This window comes from Methylobacterium sp. J-088 (assembly GCF_022829295.1).
In the GTDB taxonomy this organism is placed as follows: Bacteria; Pseudomonadota; Alphaproteobacteria; order Rhizobiales; family Beijerinckiaceae; genus Methylobacterium.
Map to the genome: position 1 here is coordinate 14952 of NZ_JAKSYH010000136.1, position 20852 is coordinate 35803.

Below are 20852 nucleotides of genomic sequence, written 5' to 3' on the forward strand. Positions count from 1 at the left end.
CGAGAGGGCGGCGGAGACCGGTGTTCGGGTCGCTGGGCATGACGTCCGAACCGGCCGCGAACCGGGTTGCGCCGTCCCAGGGTCGACAGCGTGCGCATCGCGATCCTCACCTCTTCCACCGAACCCCACGGCACCGGGATCCATGCGCTGGCACTCGGCGAAGCTTTGTGCGCGTTAGGCCACGAGGCCGTGGTTCACGCCCCCGATCCGACCGGCCGCGGTTTCTTCCGCGATGCCAGCTGTCCGGTGGTGTCGGTGGCGGCAAAGCCGATCCGCGGCGCCGGAGCCGCGCTGGTCGGGGCACGGATCGCCGACTATCTGGCGCATTTCTCGACACCCGCGGCCTGCGATTTCGATGTCTTCCAAGCGCAGTGCGGCATCGGCGGCAACGCGCTGACGACGCTGACCCGGCGACGCCTCATCGCCGGCTTCGCGCGCACGGTCCACCGGACCGAGATGTTCTCGGACCCGCAACTGGCCCGATGGCAGGATCGCGCGATCGTCGATGCCGGACAGCTGTTCTGCCTCAGCCAAACCTGGGCCGCGACGCTTGCGGCCGAGTACGGAGCGCGGGCCGAGGTGGTCGGCACCGGCGTCGACGGGACGGCCTTCAGGCCCGATCCGGAACCCGGCGACGAGGCCCTGCGCCGGCGCCTTGGGCTCGGCCGCGGACCGGTTTTCCTGAGCATCGGCGGTTTCGATGCCCGCAAAAACGGCCTCGCGATCATCGAGGCGTTCGCGACGCTGCACCGACGCGTCCCGAAGGCTCAACTCGTCGTGGTGGGCACAGCGTCATCCCCTGAACCGACGGATTACGAGGCCTTTTGCTGCGCCGCGCTGGAACGCGCGGGCTTGGCGGTCGGTCCGGGCAAGCCGGTGATTCGCACCGGGCCGGTCGCCCAGGCCGACATGCCGGGGCTCTACCGACTTTGCACGACGCTGGTCTCTCCCTCCCTGGCCGAGGGGTACGGCCAATGCGTGCTGGAGGCCATGGCCTGCGGCATCCCGGTGATCGTCTCCAAGCGGCCACCCTTCACCGAGTATCTCGCCCCCGGCGAGGCCCTGATGGTCAATCCCGAAGATGGGGAAGCCCTGACGGTGGCGATGCGGGAGAGCCTGGCACCGGCGCGGCGCGCCCGTCTGCGCAATGCCGGCATCGATGCGGCCCGCGTCCATACCTGGGCGGCCTGCGCGGCACGGCATCTGCCGGGCTATGCGACGCTCCTACAGGAACCAAGATTGGCCGTGCCGCCGGCCACTGGCGCGGCGGCCTGGAACATCACGCGGGTACCCACCGATGCCTGAGATGCGCTTCCACATCCGCTGGCCGGACGGCTCCCGCGAGGCCTGCTACTCGCCCTCGCTGGTCATCAAGGACCACCTCGCGGTCGGGCAGGACTACCCGCTCGATGAGTTCGTGGGCCTGAGCCGCGTCGCCCTCGGTATCGCCAGCGAGCGCGTTCAGGCCCGCTACGGCTTTCCGTGCGGGCGGGCCCAGGCGCAACTCGCCCGGATCGAGGAGGCTGCCCGCCGCCAGGATTCCGGAACCGTATACGTCGAAGCCTTCGAGGAGTGATCGCCGCGCCTTGCGTGCTTCGCTTCGGGATAAACGCATGCGAACAGGGGTTGTCGTCAGGTCCGAGCCGCACGGCTCACGATCGAGGCAGACGAACGTTATGGTGACCCGGATTGCTGCGGCCTTCGTCCTGGCCGCGACGCCCGTCGGAGCGCAGACGCGGCCCTCCAGTACGGCAATGACCTGTCAGCAGACGAGCCGGCTGATCCAGGGGCGGGGTGCCCTCGTCCTCGGCACCGGTGGGATGACCTACGACCGGTTCGTGCGCGACCGGTCGTTCTGCGAGCCCACCGAGATCGCCAAGCGCGCCTTCCGCCCCACCCGGGACAACCCGAACTGCCTGATCGGCTATACCTGCTACGAGCCCGGACCGGGGGACTGGCCCGGCGCAGATTTCTAGCCGGCTTCCGCGATGCCGGAGGGCGATTCGAGGGTGACGAGGATCCGCCGGTCGCCTGCCCGCCGGGTGAAGCCCGTGGCGTCGAGATGCTCGAGGAGGGGGATCGAGAACTTGCGGGAGATCCCGAGCGTCGCGCCTGCTTCCCGGGCGAGGAAGCCGGTCTCCGGCGTCCCGGCGTTGGGGAAGGCCTCCAAGAGGCGCGTCCGGGCATCGGCCACCGCCTCCCGGTGGAACAGGACCGCGCGGCGTTGCACGCGGTCGACGGCTCGGATCACCGTCCCGGCGCCGACCAGATAGGTCAGCGCTTCTCGACGGCGCACGTCCCGCCCCACGGCTTCGCTCTCGTCGGGTGGGTTCAGTCCGGCACGTCGGAACATCTGTTCCAGCCGGCGGGCGGCCTCGCTCTCGTTGCGCGCAGGATCGAAATCGGCGCGCCGCCACAGGGTGCCGGCCTGACTTACACCCCCCGCCGCCACGAGGGCCCGCAGAGCCGAGCTAACGAGGAGGTCGGAAAGCACGAGCGACCGCGACAGGCGTTCCAGGGCGATCCCGTGCTCCATCGGGAAGTCGCGGTGATGCTGCGAGAGCGTCGCCAGGATCCCGGTCTGCAAAGCCTCGAAGGCCGGCGCGCCGATGAAGCGGTCGCCGACCTCGCGCGCGCCGGATGCGGTCAGGATTTCCCGGGCGCGGTCCGGGGCCGTGCCGGCGAGCCTGGCCAGTTCTGCGAGGGGGGCACCGGCCGCGCCGACTTGCCCGAGACGGACAGAGATCGCCTTCGCCGGCCCTCCCGATGCCAGCGCGGCCAGATTGGCCATGGTACGCGGATCGTTGCGGCGCCGGCGCCGGCTCGCCGGATCGAGGATGTGCCCGCCCGCGATGGTCGCGGCGGGCGAATCGAGCCGCAGAACATAGGGCTCCCGCGCCGGGACGGAGACCGGCTGCGCGAGGTGCAGCTGCGCCTGCGTGCTGGCTCCCGGCTCCAGGACGTCACGATCGAGCAGGCGCAGCCGAGCTTCGACCTCGGTGGTCCCGAACAGCAGGCGACAGGTCGTACCGCTCGCCACGGCGGCGTCCGCGCTGGCGGCGGCCGTGATCGCCACGTCGAGCCACGCGCTCGACTCGAGCAGACCCGCCGGCGCCAATGCCTGTCCCCGGGCGATCTCATCTAGCCCGACCCCGCGCAGGGCGACCGCCGTGCGTCGCCCCGGCTCGGCCCGCTCGACCGGACGCCCGTGGATCTGGAGACCACGCACAACCGCGCTGCGCCCGCCCGGTACGATCTCGATTAAGTCGCCGATCGAGAGCCCCCCCCGTCGCAGGGTTCCGGTCACCACCGTCCCGAAGCCGGCGCGGGAGAAGACCCGGTCCACCGGAAGGTACGGGAAACCGTCGTCGCGGCCGGTTTCGGCGTCGGCCAGCAGCTCGGCGAGGGCCGCCCCGAGGTCGGACAGGCCCGCGCCGGTGACCGTGGAGGTCGGAATGACCGGTCCTGCCTCAAGGCCGGCCCGAGCCGCGGCGGCCGTGATCTCGGCCGAACGTGCCGCGACCACCTCGGGGCTGACCAGATCGGATTTGGTGAGCGCCAGGACACCGCGGCGCACGCCGATCAGCCGTGCGATCTCAAGGTGCTCGACGGTCTGCGGCTTGATGCCCTCATGCGCATCCACCGCCAGCAGGACGGCCCGCATGCCGGTCGCCCCCGACACCATGGCGCGGACGAAGCGCTCGTGGCCGGGCAGATCCACGAGGTCGATCTCTCCCGCATCGGTGGACAGGAGCGCGAAGCCCGGCACGATCGAGACGCCGCGGGCGCGTTCTTCCTTGAGCCTGTCCGTCTCGACCCCGGTGAGCGCCCGGACGAGCGCCGTCTTGCCGTGATCCACGTGTCCGACCACGCCCACGAGAAGTGTCTTCAACGCAGTCACCGACCTGACTATCTCCGCGACGCTGCCGTCCATGCCGCGCACACCACTCGAATCGTCGGGAATCCCGCCGTGCCGGCTCATCGTCGAACCAGGGGCCGCCGGGCGGTCGGGGCCGGGGCATGCACGGCAGATGGATTGTGGACAATTTGTTTTGCCATGCGTTTTCGATTTGGGGAAGAGCGATTTTTACGCAGTGCAACATGCCCGGCTTGCAATGCGACTGAGCGATTTCGGTGCGACTCCGCGCACCGCGCGATTTTGCTACACTGACGTCTATTGCGATCGCGGCCGTTTGGTCTGGCCGCGACAGGTCGCGGCAACCCGACGCATGCCTTAGACGGTTGGGCATGCATGGTTACGACGAGGAGAGCATGAGCGAGAGCAGACGCAACGCCGGGGAGCCGCGCGAAGTCGAGTTGAAGCTCGCCTGCGCGGGGCCCGATCTGACGGTGCTCGCCGCCCATCCGCGGCTTCCAGGCGCGGCGGATGTCGAGCCCGACCAGCTGATCAGCGTCTATTTCGACACAGCCAACCGCGATTTGCAGGTGGCCGGCCTGACGCTGCGGGTGCGTGCCAAGGGTGGCCGCCATATCCAGACCGTGAAGGCGGGCGCGGGCGATATCGGACTGTTCGACCGGGCCGAGTGGGAGACCGAGATCGCCGGCGAGGATCCCGATCCCGCCGCCTGGGCCGGAACGGCCGCCGAGGCGGTGCTGCGCGAGGCTGATGCGCCGGTGGAGCGGCTCTTCTCGACTGTCGTGATGCGCCGGGAAATCCCGGTCACCCAAGGCGAGTCGCGGATCTTCGTCACCCTCGACGAAGGCCAGGTGGAAAGCCCTTCGGGCGAGGCGCCACTCTGCGAGATCGAGCTGGAGCTCCAGGAGGGCGATCCGGCCGACCTGTTCCAGCTGGCGCAGGCCCTGGCCGAGACGGTGCCGCTGCGCCTGAGCGTCTACAGCAAGAGCGCGATCGGCTTCGCGCTGATCGACGGCGGCGGACGCTCCATCGTCAAGTCCGAGGCGATCGATCTGCCGGAGGATGCGAGCGCCGGCACGGTGTTTCGCGCGGTGGCACGGGCCTGCCTGCGCCACATGCGGCTCAACGAGACGGTGTTCCTGGAGGACGGGCAGCCGCCCGAGGCTCTCCATCAGATCCGCGTTGCCCTGCGTCGCCTGCGTTCGGCTTTGTCGCTGTTCGCCCCGATGCTCGCGGGGGATCCCCGGGCGGTGAGCTTCGCCGACGAGATCAAGCGTGTCACCGAACCCTTCGGTGAGGGCCGCAACCTCGATGTGTTCCTCGGACACACCCTGCCGGACCTGGTGAAGGAGCGCCCGGACGAGGCCGGGCTCGACGGGCTTCGCGAGCGGGCCGAGGCCGAACGGGAGCGCGCCTACGCGGTGGTCCTGTCGACGCTGCAGAGCCCGCAATGGCGCAGCCTGATCATCGATTTCGCCGGTTGGGTCGAGACCGGCGCCTGGACCACGCAGCCGGCCGCCGCCGAGGACGGGCGCGACTTTGCCGTCCGCGTACTCGACAAGGCGCGCGAGCGACTGAGGAAGCGCGGTCGCGGCTTGAAGCATCTCGATCCGCACACGCGGCACAGGGCCCGGATCGCGGCCAAGAAGTTGCGCTACGGCGCGGAATTCTTCGCAGGACTCTACCACAAGAAGAAAGCGCGCCGTCGGCAGGAAAAGTTCGGCGACGCCCTGTCGGATCTGCAGGATCATCTCGGGGCGCTCAACGACCTTGAGACCGCCCGTGCGATGACGGAACGCCTCTCGGGGCCGCCGATGCCCGGTTCGGACGATCCGAGCGCGCAGCAGCTCCTGAAGGCTGCCGCCGATGCCCGGTCGGATCTCCTCGACCTGAAGCCATTCTGGCGCTGAGGCGCACGCTACCGCTTGCGGATCTCGCGCCCTGCGGAGGGGGCGCGGGTTCCTGTTCCGGCGTGGCATACCGGGTTCATATATCGGCGTTGGACAAGGCAGATCCGGCAGCCGCTTCCCTCCCTCCCCCGCAAAGGGGGAGGGAGAGCGCCTGTCAGGCATGTCAGCGGATGACTGTCGTGTCCCGTAAACTACTAATCCAGTAGCCAGCAACCGAAGTCAGATTCGCACACATCGTAGCTGCTTATGGCCGCACGGGCCGACGGGGCGTTCGGATCGGGTCCAGGGGCAGGCGCATCGAAAACGAAGATCGCCCACAGGTAGAAACCGCCGCCGGCGCGAAGGTCGGGCCTGGGGGGCACCCGAACCTCGTTCCGGCGGCGTGACGACGGTGGCGGAACTCGCTGGGGGGACTTGGCCCGCCACCCGTCGACCGCGCATCGGCGCGGCTGAACCGACTCGTCGCATGGCGATGTTGCCCGAGCGTGTCTACCAAGCCAAGAGACCGCAGAAGTTGCAGATTCTGGTCGCGCCGGCGATCGGTGCGTCGAGCCGTTGCGCGACCTCGGCTTCCTTCCGCGCCAGCCTCTGCTATCCCTCCCGTATTCAGCCCGCGCCCAGCCCCCGGCACAGCCTTCATGAGCTTACTCCGCGACCTCCTCGGCCACGTGGGCCGCACCGTCACGGCCTATGTCGGCGATAAGGCGCTGATGCTCGCTGCGGTCTCGGCCGCGGCCAACGTCATCGTGGCCGACGGTGAGGTGGCCGGTCAGGAATTTGACGCTGCCCTCCTCGGGTTGAGCGCCGATCCGGTGCTGATGAAGGGCTACGATGCGCTCATGCTCGAGACCGAACTCTACGAGGGGATCGCCCGGGCGCGGACCCGCCTCGGCCGCGCGGAGAACCTGCGCAACGTCACGGCGATCGCGGAGCGGCCCGACAGCCAGCGCGAGAACGTCTTCCTGATCGCCGCCGATGTCGCCGATCAGGACGGGATCAGCAATATCGAGGCGAGTGCCCTCGGGGCGATCGCCGCCGCCCTGCAGGTCGACGGCGTCGGGCTCCTGCGGGCCAACCCGGTGCGGCGGCCGCCGGCCTGACTGGCATCGGCGTTGCTGAGACGGTGCGCCCGGCGCAGAACGGCGGGCGGATCGACGACCCAGGCGTGACACGGCGCTGCGCCGTGAGAGGAACCGGCATGGCCGAGACGAATCTGAGCAAGACCCACAACCTGCGCGCCGATGGCACACGGCTCTGGTCCACCATCCTGGAGACGGCCGCGTTCGGCGGCACGCCGGCCGGCGGCATCAACCGTCTGACACTCTCGGCCGAGGATGGCCGCGTCCGGGACTGGTTCCGCGAGGCCTGCATCGCGGTCGGGCTGGAGGTCTCGGTGGACGCGCTCGGGACGCAGTATGCCCTCCGCCCCGGCCGGGATATGGGCCGGAAGCCGATCGCCTTCGGTTCGCATCTCGACACGCAGCCCACGGGGGGCAAGTTCGACGGGGTGCTCGGCGTTCTGGCCGGTCTCGAAGTGATGCGAGTTCTCAACGACGCCGGCATCGAGACCGAGGCGCCGCTCCTCGTGGTCAACTGGACCAACGAGGAAGGCTCCCGCTTCGCGCCCGCCATGATGGCCTCGGCAGCCTACGCCGGAGATTTCACCACCGACGAGATCCTCGCCAAGCGCGATGCTGCCGGGACCACGGTTGCCGAGGCGCTCGACGCCATCGGCTATCGTGGGGTCGAGGCCGTCGGGACGCGCGAGATCGGCGCCTTCGTCGAGCTGCACATCGAGCAGGGGCCGATCCTGGAAGCCGAGGGCAAGACCATCGGGGTGGTCGAGGGCGGCCAGGGCATCATGTGGTTTGACGGGGTGATCACCGGTTTCGAGAGCCATGCCGGAACCACGCCTATGCCCCGCCGCCGGGATGCGCTGCTGGCGCTCTCCGAATTCGCGCTGGCCGCGGAGCGCATCGCCCTGGCGCACGCCCCCTCGGCGGTGGCCACGATCGGCGAGGCCGCGATTCTGGCGCCGTCCCGCAACGTCGTGCCCGGACGGGTCGCCTTCACGGTGGACGTGCGTGACCCGCGCTCGGCCACCCTCGACGCCATGGAAGCCGCCCTGCAGGAGGCGGCTGCCGAGATCGCCGGGCGCCGCCGCCTGGAGATCCAGCTCAACCGGATCTGGCGCAAGGAGCCGGTGCCGTTCGACCCCGCCATCGTGGCGGCGATCGACGCGGCGGCCGAAGGACTCGGCCATCCCCGGCGCCGGATCATCTCGGGGGCCGGGCACGATGCCTGCAACCTCGCCGCCCGGGTGCCCGCCGCGATGATCTTCGTGCCATGCAAGGACGGGATCAGCCACAACGAGTCGGAATCCGCCACCCAGGCCGACTGCGCGGCCGGCACCGACGTGCTGCTCCAGACCGTGCTGCGCCTCGCCAACGCCCCCCGCGAGACCGGACCCGGCGCGTCCGCCTCGGAATGACGGGGCGGCCATCGGATGTCCGGTGGTGTAAGGCGGTGGAAAATCTGCTAAGGGCCGCCGCATGAGCGCGCAATCCTACCGCGACGCCAGGGGCCGACCGCTCGTCGCGGTCACCGGCCTCGGCATCGTCTCCTCCCTCGGCCAGGGGCAGGCCGAGACCTGGGCTGCCATGACCGAGGGTCGGTCCGGCATCCACGCCATCGCGCGGTTCCCCACCGAGGGCCTGCGCACCCGGATCGCCGGCACGGTTGATTTCCTCGACACCGAGCCGCTGGTGGCGCCGCTCCTGTCCGAGCGCTTCGCAGCGGTGGCGGCCGAGGAGGCGATCGCCCAGGCCGGGATCGGCACGGCGGGTGATTTCCCCGGCGCCTTGTTCATCGCGGTGCCCCCGGTGGAGATGGAATGGCCGCAGCGGCAGGCCCTGGCCGAGGCAGCCGGCGGTGACGGCCCGGTCGATTACGCCGGCCTGCTTCGGGCCGCCGCGACGCGCCGGTTCGACGCCTGGCACGATCTGTTCATCTTCGGCACCGTGGCCGATCGCATCGCCGAGCGGTTCGGCACGAAGGGCTCGCCGATCTCGCTCTCGACCGCCTGCTCCTCCGGCGCCACCGCAATCCAGCTCGGCGTCGAGGCGATCCGGCGCGGTGAGGCCACAGCGGCTTTGTGCATCGGCACGGACGGCTCGGTGAACCCGGAATCGCTGATCCGTTTCTCGCTGCTCTCGGCTCTGTCCACCCGCAACGACGATCCGGAGGCGGCCTCGAAGCCGTTCTCCAAGGACCGGGACGGCTTCGTGATGGGCGAGGGTGCCGCCGCTCTGGTGCTCGAAGACGCTGCGTCGGCCCGGGCGCGCGGCGCAAAGATCCTCGGCTACGTCCTCGGCTGCGGCGAGAAGGGCGACGGCTTCCACCGCACCCGCTCCAGCCCCGACGGGGCGCCGATCATCGCGGCGATCCGGGCGAGCCTGGAGGATGCCGGGCTCGAACCCGACGGGATCGACACGGTCAACGCCCACGGCACCTCGACGCCCGAGAACGACAAGATGGAGGCGCTGGGTCTCGGTGCCGTCTTCGGCGACCGCGCAGCCGCCCTGCCCGTGACCTCCAACAAATCGATGATCGGCCACACCCTGACGGCCGCCGGCGCCATCGAGGCGGCGGTGTCGCTCATGACCATCCGCCATGGCCGCATCCCGCCGACCCTCAACCACCGCGTGCCGGATCCGACGATCGCCCTCGATATCGTCGAAACGGCCCGGGACCTTCCGGTGCGCACCGTGCTGTCGAATTCCTTCGGGTTCGGCGGCCAGAATACGTGCCTCGTCTTCGGAGCGGAGCCGGCGTGAGCGCGGCGACGGCCCCCCGCCGTATCCTCGTGACCGGCGGCGCGTCAGGGATCGGTGCGGCGATCGTCCGGGCCCTGGCCGGCGCGGGCTTTGCGGTGGAATTCACCTATCGATCCTCGGCCGACGACGCCCAGGCGCTGCTGTCCGAGCTCGGAGCGGCCCATCCGGACTGCGGCTTCGCGGCCCATGCCCTGGACCTCGCCGATCGGGCGGCCCTCGACGCCTTCTGCACGGCAGCCGAGGAGGGCGATTATTACGGCCTCGTCCACAATGCCGGCCAGTCCTACGACGCGCTCGCCGCCATGCTCGACCAGGAGCAGGCCGAGGCCGCCATGCAGGTCAACTTCTTCTCGCTGACCCGGCTCGCCAAGGCGCTGATCCGCCCGATGACGCGGGCGCGGTCCGGCCGCATCGTCGCGATCGGGTCGGTCGCCGCCCTGCGGGCCAATGCCGGCAACGCCGCCTACGCCGCCACCAAGGGCGCGCTGATCGCCTACTCCCGCACGCTCGCGATCGAGACGGCCAAGCGCGGCGTCACCGTCAACGTGATCGCGCCCGGCTTCGTCGACACCGCCATGATGGCGCGCTACGCCGCGTATCGCGATGGGATGGAGCGCCAGATCCCGGCCGGGCGGTTCGCGCAGCCCGAAGATGTCGCAGCGCTCGCAACCTTCTTGATGGGCGCGGGCGCGTCCTACATCACCGGGGCGGTGCTGCCGGTGGACGGCGGTCTGACCGCGATGATGGGCGTCCACCGGACCTGACCGGAGCATGCCGAACCGGACGATACCGCCGATGCGTGCCAGCTCTGCCCTCGCCATGGTCTTCTGTATCGGGGCGCCGTTCGCCGCCGGGCCGGCCCGGGCCGAGCCCGAGGCCTACCGGGTCACGGGCTTGGCGCCGGGCGAGGCCCTGAGCATTCGCGTTGAGCCGGACGCCGCCGCCGAGCAGATCGGCGAGATCCGTGTCCGCGCCCTGGTCTTCGGCTGTACCAACGACACGCCGAGCCGAACGACATGGTGCCGCGTCAAGGCCGGGCGGACCCTGGGCTGGGCGCGGCGGCGGTATCTGGCGCCGGAATAGGGCGCCAGCGCGAGCTGGCTGCTGCCGCTCTGTGCTTCGATGCGCGAGGCCATGTTGATCTGCGACGGGCCGGCGCGTAGCTCTCGGTGAGAGGTGAACGATGGCGACCCTGATCCTGCGCGGGCGATCCGCACGCTGCGGCCGGACCAACTCATCGTTCTCCGGGTCGAGGGCAAGCCCCTGCGCTTCCGCAAGATCGTCGACACTGAGACCGGACACCCGACCGATGGCGTCCGTCCGGAGCCGGCCGATGCAGAGATTTGGCATGACTTGCAGACCCGCCGCGGTTCGATGATCACCGTAGATCCAGAGCGGCCGATGCCTGATCCGTATCTACTGCCTCTGAGCGCGACGCTGACGGAATGGAACAGCCCGGACGATGCCGCAGCCTATGACGGCCTTTGAACGCTTTGATGTTCTCACGGCGCTTTTTCCCTTCATCGACGTTCCGGTCCGCAAACCGCGGCCGGTGAAGGTGCTCTCGAACGGCACTTTCAACACCGCGAACGGGCCTGTCGTGAGTGCGATGATCACGACAGGTATCGGTAGCCACTGGCCGAGCGACCATTTGATCATCGATCTGACGGCGGCCGGCCTGAAGCATCCTTCGGTGGTCCGCTGCAAGCTTTTCACGCTGCCGAACACGCAGATCGGCCGCCGGATCGGACATCTCGCGGAGGCGGATCGCGCGCAACTCGCAACCCATTTCGAAGCGATCCTGCATGCCTGATGCTGATCGCGGCGCATCCGAAATCAAGGGCGCCGATGATGGAAAGACGATGATGGTACAAGCCCTTCAGCTCTTCGGCGACCGCGACCTGCGCCTGACCGAGATCGAGGCCGCGCCGGCGCCCGGTCCGGGCGAGGTGCGGATCCGCATCCGCGCCGTCGGGCTCAACTTCATCGACGTCTGGGGCTTTCGCGGCATGGCCTTCGTCAAGCGCAAGCTGCCCCTCGTGGTCGGGGCGGAAGCCGCGGGCGCGATCGAGTCGGTGGGGGCGGGCGTCGCGGGTCTCGCGCCCGGTGATCGGATCGTGCCCTACGGCGCCATGACCTGCGGCCAGTGCCGGGCCTGCCGCGAGGGGCGCGACAACCTCTGCGAGGACGTCTCCGGCGTGATGGGCTTCCATCTCGACGGCTTCGCCCGGGAACTGGTGACCCTGCCGGCGCGCCTCGTCGTGAAGGTGCCGGATGGGGTGAGCGACACCGATGCCGCCTGCGCGGGCATCGCGTTCGGCACCGTCCAGCACATGCTGTTCGACAACGCCCGTCTGGAGCCCGGCGAGAGCGTGCTCGTCCATGCCGGCGGTTCGGGGATCGGCACCGCGGCGATCCGCATGGCGAAGGCGATCGGCTGCACGGTCTACACGACGGTCGGCGACGACGAGAAGGGACGCCGGGCCGCGGAGTTGGGCGCCGACCACGTCATCAACTACCGGACCGAGCGGTTCGAGGGCGAGGTCCGGCGCCTGACCAAGCGCAAGGGCGTCGATGTCGTGTTCGAGCATGTCGGCGCCGACACGTGGAACGGCTCGCTGCTCTGCCTGAAGCGCGGCGGACGTCTGGTCACCTGCGGCTCGACCTCCGGCGTCTCGGCGACCATGAACCTGATGCAACTGTTCCAGCAGCAATACCGCATCACCGGTTCGTTCGGCTGCTCGCTCGCCAATATCCGTCAGGCCCTCGACAAGATGGCCGCCGGCATCCGGCCCGTCGTCGACACCGTCTACCCCCTGGCCGACTTCGCGCAGGGGCTGGAACGCCTGGAATCGCGGACGGTGTTCGGCAAGATCCTCGTCGGTCTGTAGCGGGCTTCGCGCTGCGCCGGACATGGCGTAAACGGGGCCGTAAGGGTGCGTGGGGGCGGCCCGGATCTGCCTGGGAAGTAACAGTGCTGCGTCTCGCCCTCGTTCTGAAACGGTCCTGGCCGCGCCTTGCGGGCTACGCCATGATCCCGTTGATCCGTGCTCTGGTCTGGCTGGCGCGCCTCCTGGGGCCGCAGCGCTCGACCGCCTTCGGCGCAGGCCTGCTCCGCCGGATCGGGCCGCTCCTGCCGGCCCATCGCACCGCGCTGGCGAACCTGCGGGCAGCCTTCCCGGAGATGCCGGAGGCCGAACGGCGACTCATCGCACTCGAGGCCTGGGACAATCTCGGCCGTGTCGGGGCCGAGTACGCCCATCTCGACAGCCTGTTCGACTACGATCCGGCGGCAGCGGGCCCGTTGCGGACCGAGGTCGCCGGGATCGAGCACTTCGCCACCCTGCGCGACGACGGCGAGCCGGGCCTGATCTTCTCCGCGCATCTCGCCAACTGGGAATTGCCGGCGATCGCCGCGGCGCGGTTCGGCCTGGACGCGACGGCCGTGTTCCGGCCGCCCAACAATCCGGCGGCCGCGCGTCTCGTGCAGGAGGTCCGCCGCCGGTCCATGGGCGGACTGGCCGCCTCGAAGCCGGGCGCCGTCTTCGCCATGCGCGACGTCGTGGAGCAGGGCGGTCATCTCGGCCAGTTGATCGACCAGCACTTCACCCGCGGCGTCGTGGTGCAGTTCCTCGGGCGGCCCTGCCTTGCCAATCCGCTGCTCGCCAAGCTCGTCCGGCACTATGAATGCCCGGTCCACGGTGTCCGGGTCGTCCGGCTGCCGGAGGGCCGTTTCAGGCTCGAACTGACACCACCACTCGATCTGCCGCGGGCCGCGGACGGGACCATCGACGTGCCCGGCGCCATGCAGGCGATGACCGCCGTGGTCGAATCCTGGGTGCGCGAGAATCCCGGCCAGTGGCTGTGGATGCACCGTCGCTGGAGGCCTGACATGCTGCCCAAGGCGCGGGCCATGCCGCCATCGGCCGCAGTACCGGTACAACCGTCTCAAGCCAACGTGATTTCCCAGGCGGCGGACCAGGCGCTCTGATAGCGCCATGACGTCTCGGCACCAAGCCTGGATCCGCGAACGCAGCGCGCTTGGCGCCGCAGTCCTGCTCGTGGCCGCCGTGGCTACCTCCGCGGCACGGGCCGAGCCGGTCCGCGCGGTCGTGGAGCTGTTCACCAGTCAGGGCTGCGGTGCCTGCCGCACGGCCGAGCCCATCCTGCGCGACCTGTCGCGTCAGCCCGGGGTGATCGCCCTGACCCTGCCGGTGACCTACTGGGACTATCTGGGCTGGAAGGACACGCTGGCGTCGCGACCGCTGACCGAGCGCCAGCGCGCGTATGCCCGGGGACGCGGGGGCCGGCAGGTCTTCACGCCGCAGGCGGTGGTCGATGGCAGCGGCGTGGCCGTGGGTTCGGACAGGGTCGCCCTCGACCGGCTGATGCGGGACGGCGTCCAGCAAGATGGATTGCCGATCGCCGTTCACGGTGAGGCGCGCGGGGACCGCATTCGCGTCGAGATCGGGGCTGCGCCGGACGCCAAGACGCAGGCGCGCGGCGAGGTCTGGCTGGTCCCCGTGTTGCGCCGCCGGGCGGTCGCGATCCAGTCCGGCGAGAATGGCGGGCGGACCGCAACCTACGTCAACGTGGTTCGGGGTCTGCAGCACCTCGGCCACTGGGGCGGTCAGCCGCTCAGCTTCGACGTGCCCGGCACGCAGGCCGAGATCGCCGATGCGGACAGCTGGGTCGTGCTGCTTCAGGGCGGCGCCGACACCAGACCCGGCCGCATCTTGGGCGCCGCGAAGGGACCAGGGCTCTGAACCGCCGGGTTCTTCGTGCCCCGGGGCGCCCTATTCGAGACTGATCGGGTCGATCTGACGGCGACCCTCGCGCCTGTGCCGCGTCTTCGACTCGTGCGCCAGTTCGGCGAGTTTCACATCGAACCGGTCGGACAGGTGGCCGACCAAGCCGATCGTTCCATCGATGACACGGCTTACCAGGGCGACGGTACCGATCACGGCAGCGACGATGAGGCTCTCGATGGCGCGTACGATCCGGCGAACACGATGCATGGACGGCAGTCTCGATGTTTGCGGCGCGGGAAACGCCTTTGCCTGCGCGAAGTAGCGTTGTCGAAGGCCGGCGCGATGAGACCAAAAGCGGCGCTGCTTCGACGAGGGCGTGCGGAACCAAATCGAAACGCGTCCGGCGGGGGGCTCGACGGAGGTTGGGGTTCGCGAACCGCAGGGGCAGCAAGCCCGTTGCCTGCGATACGGCGGCGCTTTCGCGTCGCCATCCAGATCGAGTGTCGACCATGCGGCGACGCCACCTCCTGTCCGGCTTGCTCGCGACACTTTCGCTCGCGGGACGCCGCGCCGAGGCGGCCGACCCGGAGGTCGATGTTCTCCTGGTGCTCGCCGTGGATGTGTCGCTCAGCATCAGCGAGGCGCGCTTCGAGCTCGAACGGCGCGGCTATGCCGAGGCCTTCGCCGACGCCAGAGTCCTGCGTGCCATCGGTGATGGGCCTGCCGGGCGCATCGGGGTCGCGTTGTTCGACTGGGCCGGGCCCGGAGAGCAGCGTGTCGCGGTCGACTGGATGACCATCGCGTCCGCGCAGGACGCGGCTCTGTTCGCAGCGCGGCTCGACGTGGCGATGCGCCCGTTCTACGGCCGGACCGCGATCGGCTCCGCCCTCGACTTCGCGGCCGATCTCCTGGCGCGGGCACCGTTCCGGACCGAGCGGAAGGTGATCGACATCTCGGGCGATGGGACCGGCAATGCCGGGCGCCCGATCTCGAACGCGCGCGACGCCGCCATCTCGGCCGGCATCACGGTGAACGGCATCGTCGTCCTCACCGATCCGGATGGCATGCCGAACTTCCTGAGGGAGCACACCAACCCGCCCGGGGGCCTCGCGGCCTATTACCGGGATCACGTCATCGGCGGCGCGGGCGCGTTCGTGATGAGCGCGGAGACCTTCTCAGCGTTCGGACGCGCCATCATCGCCAAGTTGATCCGCGAGATTTCGTGACGCCGCCGGTGAAGGCGTCACCCGAACGGCTCGCACAGCACGATCGTGGGCGCTAGCTTCATCCCGCACGCGCCCGGCGAGGCGCGGCCAGGGAGGAGCCGGAATGCGGATCTCGGCTGACGGGCTGTCCGCCTTTGTGCGGGACATCTTCGTGCGCGAGGGCTGTGCGGAGGCGGAGGCCGAGCGGATCGGCCGCTTCCTGGTCGCGGCCAACCTGACGGGCCACGACAGCCACGGCGTCGTCCGGGTGCCCCGCTACGTCGCGTGGCTGCGCACCGGCGAGGTCGAGGCGGGCCGCACGCCCGAGATCGTCACCGACGCGCCGTGCTTCGCCCTCGTGGACGCGCTCTACGGGTTCGGGCCGACCGCCGGACCTTTCGCGGTCGATCTCGGGATCGCGAAGGCGCGGGCGAACGGCGTCGCGATAATTGCCCTCCGGCATTCCGGGCATATCGGCCGGATCGGCGAATGGTCCGAGCGCGCCGCAGCTGCCGGGCTGGTCTCGGTCCATTTCGTCAATGTGTCGGGCAGCCTGCTGGTGGCACCGTTCGGCTCCGTCGAGCGGCGGTTCTCCACCGCGCCGTTCTCCGCCGGTTTTCCTGTGCCGGATGCCGATCCGATCATCCTCGACTTCGCCACCTCGTTGGTGGCCGAGGGCAAGGTGCTGGTCGCCTCCAGGGGCGGCAAGGCGCTGCCGGAGGGCGCGCTGATCGAGCCCGACGGTCGCCTCAGCGCGGATCCGGCGACCCTGTTCGGCCCCCTCGACGGGGACGAGCGCGACAACCAGCGCGGCGTCGGCGCAATCCGGGCTTTCGGCGAGCACAAGGGCTCGGGGCTGGCGCTGATGTGCGAGCTGCTCGCCGGCGCGCTCACCGGATCCGGCACGGCGGGGCCGGGCAAGCGCCGGATCTGCAACGGCATGCTCTCGATCTACGTGACGCCCGCGGCGCTCGGGACCGAGGATGTGCTGGCCACCGAGGCGCGGGCCTATCTCGATTTCTTCAAGAGCGCCCGCCCGATGCCCGGCGCCGAGGTGCTGCTGCCCGGCGAGCCGGAGCGCCGGATGCGGGTCCAGCGCCTTGCGGAGGGCGTACCTCTGCCGGAACCGGTCTGGGAGACGCTGCTCGCCGCCGGTCGCCCGCACGGGCTCGACGGGGATGCTTACCGCGCCTGATCGGGCGCGGCGGACGACGGTCTTTGCGGCGAAACCCGGTCACAATGGGGGCGCCGCGCCAAGCGGGGACGCCATCCCCGCGCTTCGGGAGGAACGCGATGCCTCGCTTGCGCTGGCTCATGATCGGCCTCTGCATGGCCGCCAACGCCATCAACTACATCGACCGCGCCAATCTCGCGGTCGCCGCCCCCTCCATGTCGAAGGAGTTGGGCCTCAATGCCACCGATATGGGGCTGATCCTGTCGGGCTTCTTCTGGACCTACGCGATCATGCAATTGCCGTTCGGCTACGTCGCCGACCGGGTCGGGGCGCGGCTCTCGCTGGTCGTGGCGGTGGTCTGGTGGTCGGCCTGCACGGCGCTGACCGCGGCCGGGCGGGGCTTCCTGTCGCTGCTGGGCCTGCGCATGCTGCTCGGCGTCGGCGAGGCGGGCGCCTACCCGTCCTTCGCCAAGGTCACGGCCTCGTGGTTCCCCCGTGGCGAGCGGAGCTTTGCCAGCAGCATCTTCGACAGCGGCTCGCGGGTCGGCTCGGCGCTGGCGATCCCGCTGGTCTCCTGGGTGATCGCGACGCTCGGCTGGCGCGAATCCTTCATCGTCACCGGCGTGCTCGGCTTCGTCTGGGCGGTGTTCTGGATGTGGCTCTATCGCGAGCCCGAGAACCACCCCGCCGTCTCGCCCGAAGACCTCGCCCGGCTCCGCGCCGCACAGGACCGGCCGAAATCCGTCGATGCTGCGGAGGCGCAGGAACAGGTGCCGTGGCTGTCCCTGTTCCGCTACCGCACGGTCTGGGGGATGATGGCCGGGTTCTTCTGCCTGAACTTCGTGATCTACTTCTTCATCACGTGGTTCCCGACCTACCTCGTCAAGGCGCGCGGCTTCTCGCTCGCCGAACTCGGCACCTTGGGCAGCCTGCCCGCGCTCGCCTCGATCCCGGCAGGTTGGCTCGGCGGCTTTGCCTCCGACGCGCTCTACCGCCGGGGCTGGAGCCTGACGGCCGCCCGCAAGACCTGCCTCGTCGGCGGCATGCTGATGTCCTCGGTGATCACGCTCTCGATCATCGCGCCCAACGTCTACGTGGCGTTGCTGTGCTTCGCGGTGGCTTATGGCAGCTTGGCCTTCACGGCGGCCTCGATCTGGGCGCTCCCCGGCGACGTGGCGCCGACGCCGGCCCATGTGGCCTCGATCGGCGGCATCCAGAACTTCGCCTCGAACGTCGCCGGCATCGTGACCACGACCTTCACCGGCGTGATGCTGACCGTCACGCAGGGCTCGTTCGTCATCCCGCTGATCGTGGCCGGCGGGTTCTGCCTGCTCGGCGCCGTCATCTACCTGTTCGTCGTCGGCGAGATCGCGCCGCTGCCGGTGCGGGAGGCTCGCGCCCCGGGGCTGCAGCCCGAAGCTGCCCGATGAGCGACACGACGCACCGCCAGGAGACAGCCATGCCTGCCTATCCCGTCATCGCCCTGCGGCCGGACGACGGCGTCGTCGTCGCCCGCGGCGCCATCGAGCCCGGCACGCCGGTCGCCGAGGGCGTCACCGCCGCCGAGCGGATCCCGGCCGGCCACAAGGTCGCGGTGCGCACGCATCGGAGCGGCGAGGCGGTGACCAAGTACGGCCAGATCATCGGCTTCGCCAAGGAGGAGATCGCAGTCGGACGGCACGTCCACGTCCACAATCTCGGGATGGGCGCGTTCGCCCGCGACTATGCGTTCGGGGTCGATGCGAAGCCGACCCGGCTGGTCACGCCGCCCGCAACCTTCCAGGGCATCCGCCGCCCGGACGGGCGGATCGCGACCCGCAACTATGTCGGCATCCTCACCTCGGTGAATTGCAGCGCCCACGTCGCCGACCTGATCGCCGACGCGTTCCGGCGCCACCCGATCCTCGGGCTCGATCCGCTCGCGGCGTACCCGAACGTCGACGGCGTGGTGGCGCTCACCCACAAGACCGGCTGCGGCATGGCGATGGGCGAGCCGCTGCGGCTCCTGCGCCGGACGCTCGCGGGCTATGCGCGGCACGTCAACTTCTCGCACATCGTGATGATCGGGCTCGGCTGCGAGGTGAACCAGATCGGCGCCTTCCTGGAGGAGCAGGGGCTCGGCGACCGGATCCGCAGCATGAACATCCAGTCGCTCGGCGGCACCCGCAAGACCGTGGAGGCCGGCATCGACTTCGTGAAGGGGATTCTGGACGAGGCTAACGTGGTCCATCGTGAGCCGGTGCCGGCGAGCGAGCTGATCGTCGCGCTGCAATGCGGCGGCTCGGACGGGTATTCGGGCGTCTCGGCCAACCCGGCGCTCGGGATCGCCAGCGACCTCGTGGTGCAGAACGGCGGCACGGTGATCCTGTCGGAGACCACGGAGACCTATGGCGCCGAGCACCTGTTCACCCGCCGCGCCGAGAGCCCGGAGGTCGGCCAGAAGCTCGTCGATCTGATGCGCTGGTGGGAGGAGTACACCCGCAAGGAGGGCTCGGAGATCGACGCCAACCCCTCGCCCGGCAACAAGGCCGGCGGCCTGACCACGATCCTGGAAAAGTCGCTGGGCGCCATGGCGAAGGCTGGGAGCACCAACCTCGTGGACGTGCTGCGCTACGCCGATCCGGTCACCGCCAAGGGCTTCGTGTTCATGGACACGCCCGGCTACGATCCGGTCTCGGCGACCGGGCAGGTGGCCGGCGGGGCGAACCTCGTGTGCTTCACCACCGGTCGGGGCAGCGTGTTCGGCTGCAAGCCGGCGCCGTCGATCAAGATCGCCACCAACTCGGCGATGTACCGGCGGCTTGAGGAGGACATGGATGTCAATTGCGGCACGATCCTCGACGGAGACGAGAGTGTCGAGCAGGCCGGGCGGCGGATCTTCGAGCGGATCCTGAAAGTCGCGGGCGGTGAGCGCACGAAGAGCGAGCAATTTGATTTCGGATCCTCGGAATTCGCGCCCTGGCAAATCGGCGCGACGGTGTGAGGCTCAGAGGTCCGTCCGCACCACGCCCGGGAAACCCAGGATGAAGTCGGGGCCGAAGGCGGTCACCGGTGTGTGGAAGCCCGCCGGCACCGCGCCCGAGGCGAGGCGCCGGGCGACTTCCAGGGCCGTCGCGGCCGTGAGCGTGTAGCCTTCGGGCGTCTCCATCCGGCTGGCCGCCTTCCGCCCGGCGCCATCCCAGGCCTCGGCCAGGAAGGTGCTGCGCGCCGTTTTCCGCGCTGTCTCCGACGGCCCGGCGGGAAGCCGATCGATGCCGCGGTTGATCAGCCGCTGTGCGGCCCCGCCCGCGATGATCCGCCGGATCCCGGCCGGCAAACCGGCGGCGGCCGCCATGGCGGGGAAGGCCTCGAAATACACGTCGATGTTGGGGACCCGCGTCGAGTACCACGCGCTCGACACGTCACCCCAGCCGAGGCCGACCGTGCGCCGGGGGCCGCGGCCGAAATCGGCGCTGCCGCGGGGCGGGCTCGGCAACTCGACGATCCGGCCGTCCCGGCGCACCCGCGTGCCCCAGGCGATGCCCTCGACCATGGTGCGGGCGGTGCCCTGACTGAACCCGCCGAACCCGCCGATCGAGATCCGCAGATGTGTCGCGCCGGGGAGTCGACGTGCCACATGGGCTGCGAGGCAATCGCTCGGCACCACGTCGAAGCCCGCGGCCGGGAGCAGCACGATGCCGGCCGCCTTCGCCTCCGCGTCGCGGGCGGCGAGCGCCTCCAGCACCGAGATCTCGCCGGTGATGTCGATGTAGTGCACGCCCGCGGAGAGGCAGGCCTCGGCCATCGGCCGGGCGGTCCTGGAGAACGGGCCGGCGGCGTGGATCACAGCCGCGACTCCGGCAAGCGCGGTTCGCAGGCGTTCCGGTTCGTCGAGGCGGGCGGCGCGCGCTTCGAGGCCGAACTGCTCGGCGAGGGGCCGGAGCTTGTCCGGATCGCGCCCCGCCAGGATCGGCCGCAGGCCTTGCGCGCGCGCGCGTTCGGAGATGAGTCGGCCTGTATAGCCTGTGGCGCCGTAGATGAGGATCGTGCTCATGCTCGACTTCTGCCACCGCGTCGGCTCCTATCAAAGCACACCGAGGAACGACGCGGATTCGCAAGA

General features: G+C 70.0%; 21 protein-coding genes. 18 read left to right on the forward strand and 3 right to left on the reverse strand.

From position 1 onward, the window contains the following. Positions 1-90: 90 nt before the first annotated feature. The 3 genes from MKK63_RS14125 (at position 91) to MKK63_RS14135 (ending at position 1976) form a co-directional block, all read left to right on the forward strand. Positions 91-1305, forward strand: coding sequence for an MSMEG_0565 family glycosyltransferase (locus MKK63_RS14125; RefSeq protein ID WP_244002711.1), 1215 nt, complete (start codon positions 91-93; stop codon positions 1303-1305). After that, positions 1298-1576: an MSMEG_0570 family nitrogen starvation response protein gene (locus MKK63_RS14130; RefSeq protein WP_244002714.1), complete on the forward strand. Its 279-nt coding sequence runs from the start codon at positions 1298-1300 to the stop codon at positions 1574-1576. Before MKK63_RS14125 ends, MKK63_RS14130 begins: the two co-directional genes overlap by 8 nt. Before the next feature lie 100 nt (positions 1577-1676). Beyond that, a complete protein-coding gene (locus MKK63_RS14135; protein WP_244002716.1) occupies positions 1677-1976 on the forward strand; it encodes a hypothetical protein in 300 nt (99 codons plus the stop codon). On the opposite strand, the gene selB is transcribed toward MKK63_RS14135, so the two are convergent. Then, entirely contained in the window at positions 1973-3901 is a 1929-nt protein-coding gene (selB, locus tag MKK63_RS14140; protein WP_409564513.1) for a selenocysteine-specific translation elongation factor, read from the reverse strand. The two genes, MKK63_RS14135 and selB, sit on opposite strands and share 4 nt — an antisense overlap. A 371-nt stretch (positions 3902-4272) precedes the next feature. Here selB and MKK63_RS14145 point away from each other — a divergent pair, with 371 nt between their 5' ends. The 11 genes from MKK63_RS14145 (at position 4273) to MKK63_RS14195 (ending at position 14389) form a co-directional block, all read left to right on the forward strand. After that, the gene (locus tag MKK63_RS14145; protein ID WP_244002718.1) at positions 4273-5787 is read left to right on the forward strand and encodes a CYTH and CHAD domain-containing protein; all 1515 of its coding nucleotides are present in this window, start codon (positions 4273-4275) and stop codon (positions 5785-5787) included. Positions 5788-6425: 638 nt separating this feature from the next. Continuing rightward, positions 6426-6887: a tellurite resistance TerB family protein gene (locus MKK63_RS14150; protein ID WP_244002720.1), complete on the forward strand. Its 462-nt coding sequence runs from the start codon at positions 6426-6428 to the stop codon at positions 6885-6887. 98 nt (positions 6888-6985) lie between these two features. Next, positions 6986-8278 carry a Zn-dependent hydrolase gene (locus MKK63_RS14155; RefSeq protein ID WP_244002722.1) on the forward strand — a complete coding sequence of 431 codons (1293 nt, stop codon included), beginning with the start codon at positions 6986-6988 and terminating at the stop codon, positions 8276-8278. Positions 8279-8339: 61 nt separating this feature from the next. Next, positions 8340-9623, forward strand: coding sequence for a beta-ketoacyl-ACP synthase (locus MKK63_RS14160; RefSeq protein ID WP_244002724.1), 1284 nt, complete (start codon positions 8340-8342; stop codon positions 9621-9623). Then, positions 9620-10387, forward strand: a complete 768-nt coding sequence (locus tag MKK63_RS14165) for an SDR family NAD(P)-dependent oxidoreductase (protein ID WP_244002726.1) — start codon at positions 9620-9622, stop codon at positions 10385-10387. The genes MKK63_RS14160 and MKK63_RS14165 overlap by 4 nt, the downstream gene beginning before the upstream one ends. 31 nt (positions 10388-10418) lie before the next feature. Then, a complete protein-coding gene (locus tag MKK63_RS14170; protein WP_244002728.1) occupies positions 10419-10706 on the forward strand; it encodes an SH3 domain-containing protein in 288 nt (95 codons plus the stop codon). 93 nt (positions 10707-10799) lie between these two features. Continuing rightward, positions 10800-11111, forward strand: coding sequence for a hypothetical protein (locus MKK63_RS14175; RefSeq protein ID WP_244002730.1), 312 nt, complete (start codon positions 10800-10802; stop codon positions 11109-11111). Next, on the forward strand, positions 11098-11436 hold the full coding sequence (locus tag MKK63_RS14180; RefSeq protein ID WP_244002731.1) for a type II toxin-antitoxin system PemK/MazF family toxin: 339 nt from the start codon (positions 11098-11100) through the stop codon (positions 11434-11436). The genes MKK63_RS14175 and MKK63_RS14180 overlap by 14 nt, the downstream gene beginning before the upstream one ends. 52 nt (positions 11437-11488) lie before the next feature. After that, entirely contained in the window at positions 11489-12514 is a 1026-nt protein-coding gene (locus MKK63_RS14185; protein ID WP_244003200.1) for a zinc-binding dehydrogenase, read from the forward strand. Between the two features lie 83 nt (positions 12515-12597). Further along, a complete protein-coding gene (locus MKK63_RS14190) occupies positions 12598-13614 on the forward strand; it encodes a lipid A biosynthesis lauroyl acyltransferase (RefSeq protein WP_244002733.1) in 1017 nt (338 codons plus the stop codon). A gap of 7 nt (positions 13615-13621) precedes the next feature. After that, a complete protein-coding gene (locus MKK63_RS14195) occupies positions 13622-14389 on the forward strand; it encodes a DUF1223 domain-containing protein (protein ID WP_244002735.1) in 768 nt (255 codons plus the stop codon). Between the two features lie 30 nt (positions 14390-14419). Here MKK63_RS14195 and MKK63_RS14200 read toward each other — a convergent pair whose 3' ends face one another. After that, on the reverse strand, positions 14420-14641 hold the full coding sequence (locus MKK63_RS14200) for a hypothetical protein (RefSeq protein WP_244002737.1): 222 nt from the start codon (positions 14639-14641) through the stop codon (positions 14420-14422). Between the two features lie 242 nt (positions 14642-14883). On the opposite strand from MKK63_RS14200, the gene MKK63_RS14205 reads away from it, so the two are divergent. From MKK63_RS14205 to MKK63_RS14220, 4 genes are all read left to right on the forward strand, one after another. Then, on the forward strand, positions 14884-15600 hold the full coding sequence (locus MKK63_RS14205; protein ID WP_244002739.1) for a DUF1194 domain-containing protein: 717 nt from the start codon (positions 14884-14886) through the stop codon (positions 15598-15600). Between the two features lie 103 nt (positions 15601-15703). Then, positions 15704-16774, forward strand: coding sequence for an Ldh family oxidoreductase (locus MKK63_RS14210; protein WP_244002741.1), 1071 nt, complete (start codon positions 15704-15706; stop codon positions 16772-16774). A 98-nt stretch (positions 16775-16872) separates the two neighbouring features. Further along, positions 16873-18183 (forward strand): MFS transporter, encoded by a 1311-nt coding sequence (locus MKK63_RS14215; protein ID WP_244002743.1) that lies wholly within the window; start codon positions 16873-16875, stop codon positions 18181-18183. 29 nt (positions 18184-18212) lie between these two features. Next, complete coding sequence (locus MKK63_RS14220) at positions 18213-19736, forward strand: UxaA family hydrolase (RefSeq protein WP_244002745.1); 1524 nt, start codon at positions 18213-18215, stop codon at positions 19734-19736. 3 nt (positions 19737-19739) lie between these two features. Here the strand turns inward: MKK63_RS14220 and MKK63_RS14225 are convergent, their stop codons facing one another. Then, positions 19740-20786 carry a saccharopine dehydrogenase family protein gene (locus MKK63_RS14225; RefSeq protein ID WP_244002747.1) on the reverse strand — a complete coding sequence of 349 codons (1047 nt, stop codon included), beginning with the start codon at positions 20784-20786 and terminating at the stop codon, positions 19740-19742. Positions 20787-20852 lie beyond the last annotated feature (66 nt).